Annotated in this window: 14 protein-coding genes; 6 read left to right on the forward strand and 8 right to left on the reverse strand. The window is 70.4% G+C overall.

The window, feature by feature from the left end; translation table 11 throughout:
* Window positions 1-626 precede the first annotated feature (626 nt).
* The 6 genes from ACNKFW_RS03125 to ACNKFW_RS03150 form a co-directional block, all read right to left on the reverse strand.
* On the reverse strand, window positions 627-983 hold the full coding sequence (locus tag ACNKFW_RS03125) for a DUF779 domain-containing protein (RefSeq protein ID WP_024843513.1): 357 nt from the start codon (window positions 981-983) through the stop codon (window positions 627-629).
* 2 nt (window positions 984-985) lie between these two features.
* Entirely contained in the window at window positions 986-2,020 is a 1,035-nt protein-coding gene (gene adhP / locus ACNKFW_RS03130; RefSeq protein WP_418024728.1) for an alcohol dehydrogenase AdhP, read from the reverse strand.
* 91 nt (window positions 2,021-2,111) lie between these two features.
* The gene (gene adh / locus ACNKFW_RS03135; RefSeq protein ID WP_024843515.1) at window positions 2,112-3,638 is read right to left on the reverse strand and encodes an aldehyde dehydrogenase; all 1,527 of its coding nucleotides are present in this window, start codon (window positions 3,636-3,638) and stop codon (window positions 2,112-2,114) included.
* 106 nt (window positions 3,639-3,744) lie between these two features.
* On the reverse strand, window positions 3,745-4,743 hold the full coding sequence (locus ACNKFW_RS03140) for a helix-turn-helix domain-containing protein (RefSeq protein WP_024843516.1): 999 nt from the start codon (window positions 4,741-4,743) through the stop codon (window positions 3,745-3,747).
* Between the two features lie 129 nt (window positions 4,744-4,872).
* Entirely contained in the window at window positions 4,873-10,374 is a 5,502-nt protein-coding gene (locus ACNKFW_RS03145; RefSeq protein WP_147427602.1) for an alpha-2-macroglobulin family protein, read from the reverse strand.
* A gap of 57 nt (window positions 10,375-10,431) precedes the next feature.
* Entirely contained in the window at window positions 10,432-11,490 is a 1,059-nt protein-coding gene (locus ACNKFW_RS03150) for a quinoprotein relay system zinc metallohydrolase 2 (RefSeq protein ID WP_024843518.1), read from the reverse strand.
* Window positions 11,491-11,629: 139 nt separating this feature from the next.
* On the opposite strand from ACNKFW_RS03150, the gene pqqA reads away from it, so the two are divergent.
* The 6 genes from pqqA to ACNKFW_RS03180 all read left to right on the forward strand — a co-directional run bounded on the left by pqqA (window position 11,630) and on the right by ACNKFW_RS03180 (window position 15,675).
* Window positions 11,630-11,722: a pyrroloquinoline quinone precursor peptide PqqA gene (gene pqqA, locus ACNKFW_RS03155; RefSeq protein WP_024843519.1), complete on the forward strand. Its 93-nt coding sequence runs from the start codon at window positions 11,630-11,632 to the stop codon at window positions 11,720-11,722.
* Window positions 11,723-11,788: 66 nt separating this feature from the next.
* Entirely contained in the window at window positions 11,789-12,679 is an 891-nt protein-coding gene (gene pqqB / locus ACNKFW_RS03160) for a pyrroloquinoline quinone biosynthesis protein PqqB (protein ID WP_024843520.1), read from the forward strand.
* Window positions 12,676-13,470 carry a pyrroloquinoline-quinone synthase PqqC gene (gene pqqC, locus ACNKFW_RS03165; protein ID WP_147427603.1) on the forward strand — a complete coding sequence of 265 codons (795 nt, stop codon included), beginning with the start codon at window positions 12,676-12,678 and terminating at the stop codon, window positions 13,468-13,470. Before pqqB ends, pqqC begins: the two co-directional genes overlap by 4 nt.
* A complete protein-coding gene (gene pqqD / locus ACNKFW_RS03170) occupies window positions 13,467-13,775 on the forward strand; it encodes a pyrroloquinoline quinone biosynthesis peptide chaperone PqqD (RefSeq protein WP_024843522.1) in 309 nt (102 codons plus the stop codon). The genes pqqC and pqqD overlap by 4 nt, the downstream gene beginning before the upstream one ends.
* Window positions 13,772-14,908: a pyrroloquinoline quinone biosynthesis protein PqqE gene (gene pqqE / locus ACNKFW_RS03175; RefSeq protein WP_024843523.1), complete on the forward strand. Its 1,137-nt coding sequence runs from the start codon at window positions 13,772-13,774 to the stop codon at window positions 14,906-14,908. The genes pqqD and pqqE overlap by 4 nt, the downstream gene beginning before the upstream one ends.
* Entirely contained in the window at window positions 14,905-15,675 is a 771-nt protein-coding gene (locus ACNKFW_RS03180) for a quinoprotein dehydrogenase-associated SoxYZ-like carrier (RefSeq protein WP_024843524.1), read from the forward strand. Before pqqE ends, ACNKFW_RS03180 begins: the two co-directional genes overlap by 4 nt.
* Here ACNKFW_RS03180 and ACNKFW_RS03185 read toward each other — a convergent pair.
* Together ACNKFW_RS03185 and ACNKFW_RS03190 are read right to left on the reverse strand one after the other, a co-directional pair.
* Window positions 15,663-16,253 (reverse strand): ATP-binding cassette domain-containing protein, encoded by a 591-nt coding sequence (locus ACNKFW_RS03185; protein ID WP_147427604.1) that lies wholly within the window; start codon window positions 16,251-16,253, stop codon window positions 15,663-15,665. The genes ACNKFW_RS03180 and ACNKFW_RS03185 overlap by 13 nt on opposite strands.
* Window positions 16,243-16,956, reverse strand: coding sequence for an ABC transporter permease (locus ACNKFW_RS03190; RefSeq protein ID WP_374327897.1), 714 nt, complete (start codon window positions 16,954-16,956; stop codon window positions 16,243-16,245). Before ACNKFW_RS03190 ends, ACNKFW_RS03185 begins: the two co-directional genes overlap by 11 nt.
* Between the last annotated feature and the right edge of the window lie 32 nt (window positions 16,957-16,988).

Here is a 16,988-nt window from a genome sequence, read left to right on the forward strand (position 1 = left end):
TCCTTCTTGGGGTGGGGGTGCGCTGGGCGGGGACGCCGACCCGCCAAGATCGCGCGATTTCAATTTTCAGGCAGCAAGATTGGCCCCAGCATTGCGAAAATCCTGCACAGGCTGACAAGTCGCGGTTCAGGGCACCCGCTGGGGTGGCACATGGAAAGGGACCCATGATCGCCCCCAGCCCAGCGCCTGCGCGTGACAGAAGATCGGTTGTGGTCTATCTTGTGGGCCGGTGAAACCGTGGCGGCAGAGCAACAGGGCGGGCAAATTGCGCAGAACCCATCTGAACTGCGGGTATACTCGCGGGTAGAAGTGCAACTTTTCCGTTTGATTTCAGAGGTTTACCGTAGCGGTACCCGCCTCCAAGTCTTTTCAAGAGCTTGCGTCTCTCTTGCTGTTGCAGGTGTCGTCTTGCGCGGTGGCGGAACGATGCCCTTTCACCCGCGAGCGCGCCTGCATTCAGCCGGGCGCCCAGGGACCGGAACGCAAAACGGCGGGCCTTGGCAGAGGAAGGGAACGCTCGCAGGCCCCGGATAGGCCGGGCCTGCGTGTCCCGGTATCGCCGCAAGCGGCAGGGGGCAGGGCGGGCGCACGGACGGCTTGGGGGAGGCCGTGCGCCCGCGCCGCGGTCAGAGCCGGCAGATCTCGGACCGCACCAGGAAGCGCCGCTCGCGCCCGTTGTCCAGGCTGAACATGCCGCCGCGGCCGGGCACCACGTCGATGATCAGGCGGGTGTGCTTCCAGGTTTCGTATTGGCTGGCCGAGATGTAGAAGGGCATGCCGCCGACCTCGCCCAGCTTCACGTCATGTTCGCCGATGCGGAAATCGCCCTGCGGATAGCACATCGGCGAAGACCCGTCGCAGCACCCCCCGGACTGGTGAAACAGCACCGGCCCGTGATCGGCGACGATCTCGGTCAGAAGCGCCAGCGCGGCCGGGGTGGCCTCGACCTGGCCAGGCCTCTCGGGATTGGCGACGGGCTTCATGCTCAGCCCGCCATGTCCAGCACCATGCGGCCCTCGATCTGGCCCTTGTGCATCTGGCCGAAGATGTCGTTGATGTCCTCGAGCTTCGCGCGATGCACGGTCGCCCTGACCTTGCCCTCGCCGGCGAAATCCAGCGATTCCTGCAGGTCCAGCCGGGTGCCGACGATCGAGCCGCGCACGGTGATGCCGTGCAGCACCATGCCGAAGATGTCCAGCGGGAAATCGCCCGGAGGCAGCCCGTTCAGCGCCACCGTGCCACCGCGGGCGACCATGCCGATGGCCTGCTCGAAGGCCTTGCGGCCGACGGCCGTGACCAGCACGCCCTGCGCGCCGCCGTCGGTCTGGCGCTTGATCGCGGCGGCCGGGTCGGGGTCGGTCGCGGCATTGACCGTCACCGTCGCGCCCAGCTTGCGCGCCAGCGCGAGCTTGTCGTCGTCGATGTCCACGGCCGCGACATTCATCCCCATGGCCTTGGCATATTGCACCGCCATATGGCCCAGCCCGCCGATGCCCGAGATCACCACCCAGTCGCCGGGCTTGGTGTCGGTGACCTTCAGCCCCTTGTAGACCGTGACGCCCGCGCAGAGCACCGGGGCGATGTCCACAAAATCGACGTTCTTCGGCAGGTGGCCGACATAGTTCGGATCGGCCACCACATATTCGGCAAAGCCGCCGTTCACCGAATAGCCGGTGTTGAGCTGGCTTTCGCACAGCGTCTCCCAGCCGCCCAGGCAATGCCGGCAATGGCCGCAGGCGGTGTAAAGCCAGGGCACGCCGACCCGGTCGCCCTCCTTGACGTGCGTCACCCCGGCGCCCACGGCCGAGACGAAGCCCACGCCCTCGTGGCCCGGAATGAAGGGCGGGTTCGGCTTGACCGGCCAGTCGCCCTCGGCGGCGTGCAGGTCGGTGTGGCAGACGCCGGATGCCTGGATTTTCACCTGGATCATGCCGGGTCCGGGCTCGGGGACCGGCACCTCGTCTATGGTCAGCGGCTTGCCGAATGCGCGCACGACGGCGGCTTTCATGGTCTTGGCCATGAGAGGGAACTCCTTGCAGTTGCTCTTGGGGGAGAAAAGGGGGAGGGAGGAAGGGTGCCGGGCGCGGGGTGACGCGCGCCCGGCCGTTCCCCTAGAAGAAGCCCAGCTTCTTCGGGGAATAGCTGACCAGCATGTTCTTGGTCTGCTGATAGTGGTCCAGCATCATCTTGTGCGTCTCGCGCCCGATGCCGGACTGCTTGTAGCCGCCGAAGGCCGCATGGGCCGGATAGGCGTGATAGCAATTGGTCCAGACCCGGCCGGCCTTGATGCCGCGGCCCATGCGGTAGCAGGTATTGGCATCGCGCGACCACACGCCGGCGCCAAGCCCGTAAAGCGTGTCGTTGGCGATCTCCAGCGCCTCGGCCTGATCCTTGAAGGTGGTGACCGAGACCACCGGGCCGAAGATTTCCTCCTGGAAGATCCGCATCTTGTTGTTGCCGCGGAAGATCGTCGGCTCGATGTAATAGCCGCCCGACAGCTCGCCGCCCAGATCGGCCGCCTTGCCGCCGGTCAGCACCTCGGCGCCCTCCTTCTTGCCGATGTCGAGATAGCTGAGGATCTTTTCCTTCTGCTCGCTCGACGCCTGCGCGCCGATCATGGTGTCGCTTTCGCGCGGGTCGCCCTGCTTGATCGCCTGCACGCGCTGGACGGCGCGCTCCATGAACTTGTCATAGATCGATTCCTGGATCAGCACGCGCGATGGGCAGGTGCAGACCTCGCCCTGGTTCAGCGCGAACATGGTAAAGCCCTCCAGCGCCTTGTCGAAGAAATCGTCGTCCTCGCGCGCCACGTCGGCAAAGAAGATGTTCGGGGACTTGCCGCCCAGCTCCAGCGTCACCGGGATCAGGTTCTCGGATGCGTATTGCATGATGAGGCGGCCGGTCGTCGTCTCGCCGGTAAAGGCGATCTTGGCGATCCGGTTGCTGGACGCCAGCGGCTTGCCGGCCTCGAGCCCGAAGCCGTTGACGATGTTCAGCACGCCCGGCGGCAGCAGGTCGCCGATCAGGTTGGCCCAGACCATGATGCCGGCCGGGGTCTGCTCGGCCGGTTTCAGCACCACACAATTGCCGGCGGCAATCGCCGGGGCCAGCTTCCAGCAGGCCATCAGCAGCGGGAAGTTCCATGGGATGATCTGCCCCACCACGCCCAGCGGCTCGTGGAAGTGATAGGCGACGGTGTCGTCGTCGATCTGGCTGATCGAGCCTTCCTGCGCGCGCAGCACGCCGGCGAAATAGCGGAAATGGTCGATGGCCAGCGGCAGGTCGGCGGCCATGGTCTCGCGGATCGGCTTGCCGTTGTCCCAGGTCTCGGCGGTGGCGAGCAGTTCCAGGTTCTGCTCCATCCGGTCGGCGATCTTCAACATGATGTTGGCGCGCTCGGCCGGGCTGGTGGCGCCCCATTTGTCCTTGGCGGCATGGGCGGCGTCCAGCGCCAGTTCGATGTCGCCCGCCTCGGAACGCGCGATCTGGCCGATCTCGGCGCCGGTGATCGGGGTGGTGTTGGTGAAATACTTGCCCGAGATGGGCGCCACCCATTCGCCGCCGATGAAGTTGTCGTAGCGTTCCTCGAAGGGCAGCGCGTTCACGCCCCGGAAAGGATGCGTCTGGTCGTTCGGCATGATCTTCCTCCTGTCAGCCCGGCTCCTCCAGCCGGTTGCACAAGAGCCTGTGCCCTGAGACCCCCTGGGGTCAACGCGGGGCTTCGCGCCGCGGGGCCGATGTGTTTCAGGGGCGAGACAGTTTGCCGGGGTTTTCGTCGATGCCCAGCCGCGCCATGCGGCGGTAGAGCGTGGCGCGTCCCACCCCCAGCGCGCGGGCGGCGGCCGAGACATTGCCCTCGGCCCTGGCCAGCGCGCGAATCACGGCGGCGCGTTCGGCGCGCTCGAACCCGGTCGCCTCGTCCTGCCGGCCCAGCAGGTCCGAGGCCGGGCGCGGGCGCAATTGCCCCTCTTTCTCAAGGCCGAAGGCGCGGCGGGCGGCGCGATTGGCGCCGATGGCCAGATCGTCCTTATCCACCGCGATCAGCAGCGTGCCGTCCTCGGCCCCTTCGGCCTGCGGCGTGACGATGCGCGCGCCGGGGAAGGAGACGCGGAAGAAGGCCGCCTCGATGGCGCGGGCGCTATGCGCCACCTGCGCCGCGATCAGCGCGTTCAGCCGCTCGGTATGGTCGGCGCGGGCGGAACTGATGTCCAGCGCCGCGATCAGCCGCCCGTCCGGGCCCCAGATCGGCGCGTCCATGCAGGACAGCCCGGTGTTGCGGGCATAGAAATGCTCGTCGCGGTGGATGGTGACCTGCCGTCCCTCGGCCAGGCAGGTGCCGATGCCATTGGTGCCCTGCACCGCCTCGGACCAGTCCATGCCGCGCCACAGCCCCCAGCCGCGAAAAGTGGCGGCATCGCCCTGGCTGACGCGGTGTTCCAGCACGATGCCCTGGGCATCGGTCAGCAGCAGGTTGCAGCCGGTCGGGCAGACCAACTGGAACAGCTGGTCCAGCTGCGGCCGGGCGACGGCGATGAAACGGTCCATGCGCTCGACGCGCTCGGACAGCTCGCGCTCGGTCAGGCGGCGCGGCTCGGGCGGCCGGGCCGGGTCCAGCCCGTGCTTGAGCATCGAGCGGCGCCAGCTTGCCGCCAGCCGGGTGACGGCGCCGGGCGATTGCGAGGCCTGGACCACGCGATCCTCGTGGCGGGTTGTGCTGTGCGGTGCCGGGCGGGTCTCGGGCAAGGCGTCCTCCCCTTCCTTACGCGGTGGCGGGATTATTGCGCGGCGGGACGCGATCGGGCAAGCAATGCTTTCGTGAAGCGCCCGCGGCGAAACAGCCCGGCCGTTTCGCGGCCGGGGTGCTTGCGGTTTTCAGGGCGTGACGGTGACGGCGCCGCTGTCCGACCAGGCGCGGAATTCGGGGCGATACATGTCCTCGACGCTGGCGGCAGGGTGGCGGAATTCGCCCGGCGTCACCGCGCGGACGATATAGGCCAGCCGGAAGCGTTCACCCGAGGTCCAGGTCAGCGCCGCGGCGAAACGGTCGGCGCGGAACTCGGTCATCTCGGCCGCGGTCTCGCCCTCCAGCCAGTCCAGCGCCGAGACGTCGCCGGCGCGCAAGAGGTTCGGGTTGTCGATCTCCCACCCGGCCGGCAGCGGATCGGCGATGACCAGCCGTCCGCCGCCCTCGGATTGCGGCGCGACCTCCAGCACCACCACCATGCGCGTGCCCTGCTGCAGTTGCGCCGCGTCCAGCGCCTCGCCCTGCATGCTGTAATAGCGCCGGGCGATGCCATAGCCCTTGCCGCCGGCCGCGACCGGGCCCGCGGGCTTGCCGGTCGCGGTCAGCGTCACTTCCAGCGCGCTTTCGCCGGTATTGGCGATGCTCGCATCCGCCGGCAGGCTTGCGACCGGCTGGGTCAGCGCCACGCCGTTCAGCGTTGCGGGCGGGGCCGCGCCGAACAGCGACTGCGCCGCCAGCACGGTCCAGACCGATTCCTGGGTGGACAGGCTGCGCCCGTCCTCCTCGGCCCGGGCGATGCGCTCGGCGATCTGGCTGGTCAGGTCGGTGGCGTCGACCGCCTGCGTCCTTGCCTCGGCCGCCAGCGCCAGCAGCGCCGTGGCGTCGCGCAGCCGGGTGCCGTAATCGGCGCGGAAGGCATAGGGCTCGGGCGCGCCCAGGTTCAGCAGGTTCCGCGCTTGCGTGAACAGGCGATCCGCCCGCTGCTGGTCGCCATAAGAGGCCAGCGCAGCCCCCAGATGGGCCGCGGCCATCGGGGTCGAGAAGGAGCCTGCGGCGGTATCGGCGTAATAGCGCAGATCGCCCACCGTCGCCGCCCGTTCCCGCGCCAGCACCGCCAGCGCATAGGCCAGCGCCGCGTTCTCCTCGGCCGAGGCGGCGGCGGGTTCGGTGGCGTAATTGGCGCGGTTGCGCAGGTTGTCGATGGCCATGCGGAAGCCGGTCTCGGGCACCTGATGGCCTGCCGCCCGTGCCCGCGACAGGAAGTCGGTGACATAGGCCTCCAGCCACAGGTCGCCCGAATCCGCCGACCAGAGGCCGAATCCGCCGTTCGAGCCCTGCCGGGTCAGGATCCGGGTGATCGCCTTGTCCACCTGCTTGGCCGCATCGCCGCCATCGACCCCTTCGGCGGCGGCCAGGCCGGGCAGGTAGATCAGCGGCATCGCGCCCGAGGCCAGCTGTTCGGTGCAGCCATAGGGATAGCGCGCCAGCCGCATCAGCGCGCCGGCCACGTCCAGCCGGGCATAGGGGCCAAGCGCCGCCGTCACCTCGGCGCCGGGCAGCAGGCCCTGCGTCAGGCTGGCGGGCACGGTCAGGCTTTGCCCCGGCTCGACCACCAGCCGGTCCTGGCGCTGGATGTCGGCCTCGTTCAGCGCCACCGGGATGGCGATGTCCTTGGTCAGCGCCGCGCCGTCCGGCGTGGTCAGGGTCAGACGCAGATTGGCCAGTCCCTCGGCATCGCCGGCGGTGACGGGCATCTGCACCTGCGCCTCGGCCTTCTCGGCCAGGGTCACGCTGTCCGTGGGCAGGCTGGTGGTCAGCGCCGCCGCGCCGCCGACCTGCTGGACCGAGAGCCGCATCTCGCCCGCCGGGCCCGAGGCATGGGTCAGCCGCAGCCCGACCTGCGCCCGGTCGCCCGGTGCGAGGAAGGCGGGCGCGGTCACGGTCATCACCACCGGATCGCGCACCAGCACCGAGGCATCGGCCTGGCCCACGCCCTTTTCCGACCAGGTCACGGCCATCACCCGCACCTCGCCGTTGAAATCGCCCACCGGCACCTCGACGGTGGCCGTGCCGTCTGCGCCCACGGTCAGCGGACCCGAGAACCAGCTCATCAGCTTTTCGGTCGGCGGCGGCGCCTCGGCATTGCCGGCAAGGCTGGCGTCGCCGCCCTCGCGCAGCGCGCCGTCCGGCGCTCCGGTCGGCAGGATCAGCCGGCCGTAAAGGTCGCGCAAGCCGACGCCCAGCCGGCGCTGGCCGAAGTAATGCTGCGAGGGGTTCGGCGGCTGGAAGCGGGTCAGGTTCAGGATGCCCTGGTCGACGGCGGCGACGGTGGCATGCACCGTCTCGCCCGCCGCGCCCTCGACCTTCAGCGTGACGGGGATGGTGCCGCGCGGCCGCGTCTCGGCCGGGGCTGTGATGCTGGCGGCAAGCCTGCGGTCGCCGGGATCGACGGCGGCATGGGCCAGGCCCAGCGCCCGCACCGGCTGGCGGTCGCCGGGCCGCGCCTCGCCCAGCGGGCGGATGGCGCTGACGGTGACATAGACCCCGGCGCCCCAGTCGTCGGTCACCGGCAGGTCGATCTGGTTCTCGCCCGCCTTCAGAGCCACGGTCTGCATGGACACCAGACGGTTCGACAGCACCGAGACGAGGCCCAGCCCGTCGCTGGCCGCCTCGACCCGGACGCGGGCGACATCGCCGCTGCGATAGGCGGGCTTGTCCAGCACCACCTGCAAGCGGTCGGGCGTCTCGGTCCCCGAATTGGCGACCGCACCCCAGCCGGCATAGAACCGCACCGAGCTTTGCCCGCCCTGACCCGAGGCCGGCTCGGCCACCAGCTCATACTGGCCCCATTCGACCGGGGCGGCGATCTCGGCCGGGGCCTGGCCCGGCTCGGCCACGCCCTCGGTGATGCGGGTGCGGGTGGTGATCGCCTCCCAGTTCCATTGCCCGCCCAGCGAATACCATTGGTAATCGGTGTCGATGCGGTTCAGCACCCAGCGCACGGGTTCTGCGGCGGGCTTCAGGTCCGGGCCGACCGCGACCAGCGCAAAGCGCGCCTCGGCGTTTTCGGACACGGTGTCGCCCTCGAACAGCGCACGGATGCCGACGACCGGCGCTTCGGGCATGACCACGCGGGATTCGCTGCGCTCGACCGGGCGGCCGGCGCCTTCGCGGATGTCCAGCACCAGCTCGGCCCGAACCGGGCGGGGGCCGAGCCGGCCAGCCGGCGGCAGGTCGATCTGCGTCTGGTAATGGCCCTGCGCATCGGTGGTGCCCGGCGGCAGGCTGTCCGTCACCGGCGCGCTGTCGTCATCGTGCCGGCCGAAGACATAGCCGTCGAAGCCGGTCAGGCTGCGGGTCGGGGACAGGCGCAGCTGCCCCTCGACCGGCAGGTTCGCGGCCGGCGCGCCGAACAGCCAATGCGCCGAAAGCGACAGCTCCAGCGTGCCGCCGGCGCGGGCCGGGCCTTCGGGCAGGCGCGGGGTGAAGTCGATGCGCTCGGGCAGGAAATCCTCGACCAGCAGGCGCGCGGTGGCCAGCGCCGGGCCGTCCGCCTCGGTGCGCAGTTCCATCCGCCAGGTGCCGCGCGGGGCGTTGCCGGGGATCTGCCAGGCGACCACGCTGCCGCCGGCGCCGGCATCCTGCGCGGGCAGGCGCATCGCCTCGACCCCGTCGGGACGCAGGATCACCGCGGTCAGCGGCAGGTTCTCCAGCGCCCGGGCCTCGGCATTGCGGGCCAGCACGGTGGCGTTCACCGTCTCGCCGACGCGATAGGCGCCGCGATCGGTGGTCACGAACAGGTCGATGGGGGGGCTGGGCGGCTGGCCCTCGACGCCGCGGTCGGAGAGGTCGAATTCCGGGTCCGACAGGGACAGGAAGGCCATGTCGCGGGGGCTGCGCTCGGCGCCCTCGCCCTGCCATTCGGTTACCGTGACCAGCGCCGGGGCGGCGCCGTCCTTGCCCATGGCGAGGCCCGGCGCGAAATGCGCGATGCCCTCGGCATCGGTCGCGGCCTTGGCCAGAACCTCGTTCGAGCGGCTGACCAGCGCCACCTCGGCCCCCGCCTTGGCCGAGGTGTCGGCCAGGCTGCGCACCGCCACGGTCAGCCCGTCGGCGCCCGAGAAGGTGGAGATCCCGAAATCCGAGATCACGAACCATTGCGTCGCCAGCCCGGTGTCCTGGACGTTCTCGTTCTCGATCCCGGCCTCGGCGATATAGATGCCGGGCTCCAGCGGGCCGGCCTCGGCGGGGATGGCAAGGCTGGTGGTCAGCTCCTGGTTCAGGCTGTCCTGTCCCATCGGCTTGGCGACCTGCGCCGTGCCCCTCCAGACCTCGCGCGCCATGCGGTCGCTGAAATAATCGGCCCGCCAGCTGTCCAGCGGCGTGGCGAACATGTCCTCGGCCATGGCGCGGATCAGGTTGCGGTCGGAAATCCGCAAGAGCCGCAGGTTGATCGTATCGGCATTGACCGTGACCATGGACAGCCGCTGGTCGCCCGAGGCGGGCAGCACATAGGCGCGGCCGGGGAAGCGCACCGAGGGGGCGCGGTCGCGGACATAGCCCTTGACCGTCACGTCGCGGGCCAGCACCTCGCCGTCGGCGGCGGGCAGGCCGGCGCGCAGGGTCAGTTCCACCTCCTGGCCATGGGTCAGGCCGGCGACGCAAAGCCGCTGGCCATCGGCCTCGACGGTCAGGTCGCGGCCGGGCAGGCGCAGGAATTGCGCGTAATCGGTGCCCGAGGACAGTTCGCGCGACATCACTGCGCAGAAGCGCGGCATCCTGCCTTCGGATTCGACCTGGGTGTCGGTGACGCGCAAGCCGTTGCGGGCCTGCGATTCCTCCAGCGCCTGGGCGATGGCATTGTCGCCGGGCGACAGCCGCGCCGCCAGCCGCAAGGCTGCCAGCGCGTCGCGGCCGCGGTCCAGTCGCTCCCATGCCATGGCAAGCCAGGACAGCGCGCGGGCGGCCACCGCGTCCTCGGCCCCGCGCAGATAGCCGTTGATCGCCATCGAAGCGATGGCGTTCGACGCCTCGCGGTCGTTCTGGTCGCTGGTATAGAGCGTCAGCCGGGCCAGATTGGTCCAGTCCTCGGCCCGGTCGAAGCGTGCGGCCTCGGCGGCGAGGATGCGGGCGGCCAGCACCAGCTCGCCCGTGTTCTCGGCATCCTGTGCACTGCCCTGCGGGTAATCCGCGCCCAAGGGCGGGTGCAGGGCGGGAAAGCTGCGGGCCAGCGATTGCGCGGCGGCCAGATCCTGCGCGGCGAGGAAGGGCGCGGCACCGGCGCGGGATTCGGCGCGCAGCCGCTCTTCGGCCGTCGAGGCGACGACATGGCCCGACAGCGCGCCGGCAAAGGGCGCCGCGGCCCCTGCGCCCTCGCCCTTGGGGAAACAGGCGCGGGACCGCTGGTTATAGGTCAGCGCGCGGCAGTCGTCATTGCCAAGGCACGCCTGCACGCAGGCTTGCAAGGTGGTGTCGAAGATCGGCCCCAGGTCGCCGCCCGGCAGGTCGGTATCGGCTTGCAAAGACAGCCGCCGCTCGGGCAGCGGCGCATCCTGTGCCAGAGCCGCGCCGGTGACGAGAAGCCCGCTCAGGGCTGCCGCGATGAAACCGTGCCAGATGGGACGTGCCATGACCTTCCTCCTTCCGCGCTCGGCATAGTTGTGGCACCGGCGCGCGGGCGAGGCAATCTATTCCCATTCCAGCTCGGCATAGGCCGCGGCGGCGTTGCGCGCCGTGGTGTCGCGGAAATCGGCCCAGCCTTCCGAGACGGGCTGCATCGCCGCGACGATGGCCGGGATCGCCTGCGACAGCGGCAGGCCGGCGCCGATCGCCTTGCGCGTGGCGTCGCGCAGCGCGGTCAGATATTGCCGCACGGGTGCCACCGCCTCGTCCCAGCTTTCCGCGACCGGGCCATGGCCGGGCACGATCAGCGCCGGCTCGGGGTCGGGCGGCGCGGCGATCCAGTCGAGCCAGCCCGCCAGCGAGCCGTCGAGCGAGGGCGTCAGGCCAATAAACACCAGATCGCCGGTGAACAGCGTGGCGGTTTTCTCGTCCAGCACGGTCATGTCGGTGCCGGTATGGGCGGCCGGCACCGGCGTCAGCCGCAGCTGCCGGTCGCCCAGCGACAGCACCTGCGGCGCCGCGACGGCCTGGTCGATGCCGACGATCCTGGTGCCGGCAAAGGCGGCATCGCCGATCTGGCGCGGGGTCGAGACCATCCAGCTTTCCGCGCGCCGCGCCACTGCCTCGGGCAGGCGGGCATCGGCGACGATGCTGGCGCCGGCCTCGGAGAACACCTCGGCGCCCAGGATGTGGTCGGGGTGCATATGGGTCAGGACCAGGTGGCTGACCGGCTTGTCGGTCGCTTGCCGGATCGCGGCGTAAAGCGCCTCGCCCTCGGCGCGGCTGCCGCCGGCGTCGATCACCGCCACCGTCTCGGCGCCGATGACAAAGGACAGGTTGGCGATCCGCCCGCGATTCTGCCTTGAGATCTGCGCCATGGCGCCCTGGTGCACATGGATGCCCGCCGCCACCTCCTGCACGCTCAGGGCCGGCAGTTCGGCGGTCTCGACGCAGCGCGGCCTGCCGCCGGTCAGTTCGGGATGCCGCGCCAGCCAGTCGCGGGCGATGGGGGCGGCGCGCGCCTCGCAATCCTCGCGCGTGGGCGCGTCGCCGGCAGGCAGCAGGCGGGGCTGGCAGGTGGCGGGCTGGGCCGCCAGGCAGGCGGCAAGGACCAGATGGAACATCCGCTTTCCTTTCGCGGCGCAAGGCTAACACAAGCCCGCGACCCGTGCCATCTACGACCTTTGGCGTGTTGACTGGCGGCCCGGTCGGCTTAGCATCGACAGAAGCCGCATCCCGCGGTTGTCTTGAGAAGGAGGACTCATGGCCTGGACCAAACCCGCGCCGAAGGAAATTGCCTGCGGCATGGAAATCAACATGTATGCCCCGGCCGAGGACGAGCCGGTCCTGTTCTAGCCCGCCGGCGATATTCCCCGGCCCGGTCCCCGGCTGACGGGGGCCGGGCCTGCCGGAGCCTTTCCCATGCGCATCGTGATTCTCGGCAGCGGCGCCGGCGGTGGCGTTCCGCAGTGGAACTGTGGCTGCCGCAATTGCGAAGCCGCGCGCGACGGACGCATTCCCGCCATGAGCCAAAGCGGGATTGCCGTTTCCGCGAATGGTCGGGATTGGGCGCTGGTCAACGCCTCGCCCGACCTGCGCCAGCAGCTTGCCGCGACGCCGGCGCTGCGGCCGGCTGGGCTGCGCGGTTCTCCGATCCGCTCGGTGCTGGTGACGAATGGCGATATCGACCATGTCGCGGGCCTGTTGACCCTGCGCGAAGGGCAGGGGTTTCACCTGTTCGCCACGCCCGCGATCCATGCCGTGCTGGCCGCCAACCCGATGCTGGCGGCGCTGGATCCGCGGCTGGTCGCCCGGCACGAGGTGGCGCTGGAGCAGGGCTTCGAGCTGGCGCCGGGCCTGACCGCCACGCTGTTCGCCGTGCCGGGCAAGGTGCCGCTCTACATGGAGGGCGAGCGGGTCGAGACCGAGCTGATGGGCGAGCAGACCGTGGGGGTTGAGCTGGCCGCCAATTGCCGGCGGGTCTTCTATATCCCCGGCTGTGCCTCGGTCCCGGACTGGCTGCGCGGGCGGATCGCCGGGGCGGATGCGCTGCTGTTCGACGGCACGCTGTGGACGGATGACGAGATGCTGCGTGCGGGTTTGGGCGCCAAGACCGGGCGGCGCATGGGCCATGTGCCGGTCTCCGGTCCCGGCGGCAGCCTGGAGGCGCTGCGCGAGCTGGAGCTGGGTGCCCGCATCTATGTGCATTTGAACAATTCGAACCCGCTGGTCGATCCGGCCAGCCCCGAGCGTGCGCAGGCGCAGGCGGCGGGCTGGCAGGTCGGCCATGACGGAATGGAGATCGCGCCATGAAACTTGCCGACCACCGCGCCCAGACCCGCGCCGAGTTCCACGAGCGCCTGAAGCGCATCGGCGCCGAGCGTTACCACGACCGCCACCCGTTCCACAAACGCCTGCATGGCGGGGAATGCACGCCCGACGAGGTGCGGGCCTGGGTCGTCAACCGCTGGCAGTACCAGTCGCGCATCCCGATGAAGGACGCGGCCTTCCTGTCGCGGGTCGAGGATCCGCAGCTGCGCCGCATCTGGCGCCACCGCATCGAGGATCACGACGGCGGCATCGATCAGGGCGGCGGCATCCGGCGCTGGCTGGCGCTGGCCCGCGCCGTCGGCCTCGACCCCGATTATGTCGCCAGCGGCGTGGGGGTGATGCCGGCGACGCGCTTTGCCGTCGATGCCTATGTCCGCTTCGTGCGCGAGATGCCGCTGCTCGATGCCGTGGCCGCCAGCCTGACCGAGATGTTCGCGCCCAAGATCCATGCCGAGCGCATCGAGGGGTTGCTGAAGCATTACGATTTCGCCGACGACGCCAGCCTCGCTTATTTCCGCAACCGGCTGACCGAGGCACCGAAGGATGTCGAGTTCGGGCTGAACTACGTGCTGGACCATGCCGATACGCTGGAAAAGCAGGATGCGGCGGCGGCGGCGCTGGTCTTCAAGACCGACGTGCTTTGGGCGCAGCTCGACGCGCTGTGGCACGGCTATGTCCAGGGCAACATCCCCCCCGGCGCCTGGCGTCCGGGCGAGGGGCTGCTGGACGCGGCGATCCCCGAGCCGGCCCCCGAGGCCGCGGGGGCCTCATGACCGCGGATCGCATCAGCGGGGCCGCGGTGCCCTATCTGCCGCGGGGCGTGCGGCTGCATGACGACCGCGTGCGCGGCATCCGCGTGCTGCTGGCGCCCGAGCGGGTGATCCAGCTCGATCCGGTGGGCCATGCCATCCTGTCCGAGCTGGACGGCAAGCGCAGCCTGGCCGAGGTGATCGCGACGCTCTGCGCCCGCTACGACGCGCCGCCCGAGCAGATCGAGGGCGATGTGCAGGACTTCCTGCGCGACCTGGCGGACCGGCGCATGGTGTTTCTGGACGGCGAAGCGGGAGGGCCGGCATGAGAGACGATCCCGCCCCCCGCGATATCGACGGCAACCCGGTCCGCGTCGGCCTGCCCATGGCCATGCTGGCGGAACTGACGCATCGCTGCCCGCTGGCCTGTCCCTATTGCTCGAACCCGGTCGAGCTGACCCGCGCCAGCGCCGAGCTGAAGGCGGCGGAATGGGCCGGGGTGTTCCGCCAGGCCGCCGATCTGGGCGTGTTGCAGGTGCATCTGTCGGGCGGCGAGCCCGCCTCGCGCCGCGACCTGGCCGAGATCGCCGCCGCGGCCCGCGATGCCGGGCTTTACGTCAACCTGATCACCTCGGGCATCGGGCTGACCGAGGCGCGGCTGCGCGAACTGGACGGCGCGGTCGATCACATCCAGCTGTCCCTGCAAGGCATCGATGCCGAGATGGCCGACTGGATCAGCGGCTATGGCGGCAGCTTCGCCCGCAAGATGCAGGTTGCGGAATGGGTCCGCGCCATCGGCTTTCCGCTGACGCTGAACGCGGTGGTGCATCGCCAGAACCTCGACCGCCTGCCCGAGATGATCGACCTTGCCGAGCGGTTCGGCTGCCGGCGCATCGAGGTCGCGACCGTGCAGTTCCACGGCTGGGCCGACCTGAACCGCCGGCCGCTGATGCCTACGCAGGCGCAGGCGAACCGCGCGCGCGAGGTGGTGGACGAGGCGCGCCGGCGCCTGCAGGGCCGCATGGTCATCGACTATGTGCCCGCCGACCATCTGGCGGCATTCCCGAAAAGCTGCATGGGCGGCTGGGGCTCGACCGGGCTGAACGTGGCGCCGGACGGCACCGTGCTGCCCTGCCACGCCGCCCAGACCATCAAAACCCTGGTGTTCGAGAACGTGCGCGAGGTGCCCCTGGCGCGGATCTGGCACGACGGCGCCGCCTTCAACGCCTTTCGCGGCACCGGCTGGATGCCCGAGCCCTGCGCCTCTTGCGAGCGGCGTGAGATCGATTTCGGCGGCTGCCGCTGCCAGGCCATGGCGCTGGCGGGCGATGCGCGGGCCACCGATCCGGTCTGTTCGCGCTCGGCCCTGCATGCCCGGCTGCGCGCCGCGGCCGAGGCCGAGGCGGCGAGCGATTCGACCGTGCTGGTCTATCGCCGCATGACAAGGGAGAAACGGGGATGAGGCTGGCTTGCCTGCTTGCCGCGATGATGCTGGCGCCGGGGGCGCTCGCGGGCGAGGTCGCCAATCCCCTGCAGCCCTCTGCCCTGTGGGAGGACATGCGGCTTGCCGTGATCGGTACCGATGAGGAGCCGCCGGTCGATCCGGCGATCTTCGACCTCGACGCGCCGCCGCGGGCCGACAATCCGGCGCTGGTGCCGGTGCGCATCACCCAGCCGCCCGGCGCGCCGGCGATCCGGTCGCTGGCGCTGGTGGTGGACGGCAATCCCGCCCCGGTCGCGGCCGAGTTCACCTTTGGCGCGGCGCTGATGCCGCTGGATTTCGAGGTGCGGGTGCGGGTGGACAATTATTCCGACCTGCGCGCCATCGCCACGCTGGAGGATGGGCGCAAGGTCATGGCCGGGCGCTTCGTCAAGGCTTCGGGCGGCTGCGCGGCGCCGGCGGGCAAGAGCATGGACGAGGTGCGCGCCACCATGGGCGAGATGCGTTTCCGCCAGTCCGAAGGGGACGGGCGCCGGATCGGCACGCTGATGATCCGGCACCCGAATTTCTCGGGCCTGCAACGCGACCAGGTGACGCTGCTGACCATCCCGGCCGAGTTCATCCAGACGCTGGAGGTGAAGCAGGGCGAGGCGCCGCTGTTCACCATGGAGGCCGGGATCTCGATCTCCGAAGACCCGGTGTTCCGCTTTGCCCATGCGCCAGGTCAGGGGCCGGTGACGGTCCATGCCGAGGATACCGAGGGCCGGGCCTGGGATCAGTCCTTCTGAAGCCGCGCCGGATCGCCGCCCAGGTGCAGGGCGCGGGCCTTCAGCGCCAGGGCCTCGGCCGGGTCATGCGTGACCAGCACCAGCCCGGCGCCGCTGCGGGTCAGCAGCGCATCGGTCAAGGCCAGCATCCGCGCCGCCGTATCGGCATCCAGCGAGGCGAAGGGCTCGTCCATCAGCAGGATGTCCGGCCCGGCGGCGAAGGCGCGGGCCAGCGCCAGCCGCCGCTGCTGGCCCAGCGAAAGCTGGCGCGGGAATTTCGTCTCATGCCCGGCCAGCCCGACCTGCGCCAGCCAGTCCCGCGCCGTGGCCGCGCCGCAGCCGGTCGGGATGGTGATATTCGCCACCGCGTCGCGCCAGGGCAGCAGCACCGGCTCCTGGAACACCACGGCCAGATGGTCGGCGCCTTCCAGCCGGCCGCGATAATCCGTGTCCAGCCCGGCCAGGATGCGCAGCAGTGTCGATTTGCCGATGCCCGAGGGGCCGAGGATCGCCAGCCGCTCGCCCCGCGCCACCGACAGCGCCAGCCGGCCCAGCACCTGCCGCGGGCCGAAGGACTTGGCGTCCAGATCAAGCCGCATCCTGCCTCCAGCGGTTGGCGCGGCTCTCCCATGGCCGCAGCAGGAGGAGGTCGATGGCCAGCATGACGGCGACGAAGGCCAGCGCCCAGGCCAGCACCCCGGTCACGTCGAAGCTGGAGAACAGCAGGTGGATCTTGAAGCCGACGCCGTTCGAGCGGCCCAGGAACTCGACCACCAGCACGATTTTCCAGATCAGCGAGATCCCGGCCCGCGCCGAGGCGGCGACATGCGGCGCCAACTGCGGCAGCACCACATGGCGCAGCCGCGCCCAGGGCCGCATGCGAAAGGCGCGGGCCATGTCGTCGAGGTCGGGGCGCAGCGCGCGGGTGCCCTCGCGGATCATCACCGTGACCACCGGGATCTTGTTCAGCGCCACGGCCAGGATGGCGGCGGTCTCGTTCAGCCCGATCCAGATATAGCACAGCACGATGACGACCAGCGCCGGCACGTTCAGCAGGATGATGAGGCCGGGGTTGAGCCATTGGTCGGCCCCGCGGCTGCGGCCCATCCACAGCCCCAGCGCCATGCCCGCCGCCATGGCCAGCGCAAAGCTGGCGACCACGCGGAACAGGGTCATGCCGGCGTTGAACCACAGCTCCCCGGTCGCGGCCAGCCGGCCGATGCGCGCCGCCACGTCCCAGGGCGCCGGCAGGGTCTGCGGCCGGTCGGTCAGCTGCGAGGCCAGGGTCCAGACCAGCAGCATGGCCAGGATCGACAGCACCCCCGGCACGAGAC

This window comes from Paracoccus sp. TD-10 (assembly GCF_048270675.1).
Taxonomy (GTDB): Bacteria; Pseudomonadota; Alphaproteobacteria; order Rhodobacterales; family Rhodobacteraceae; genus Paracoccus; species Paracoccus pantotrophus.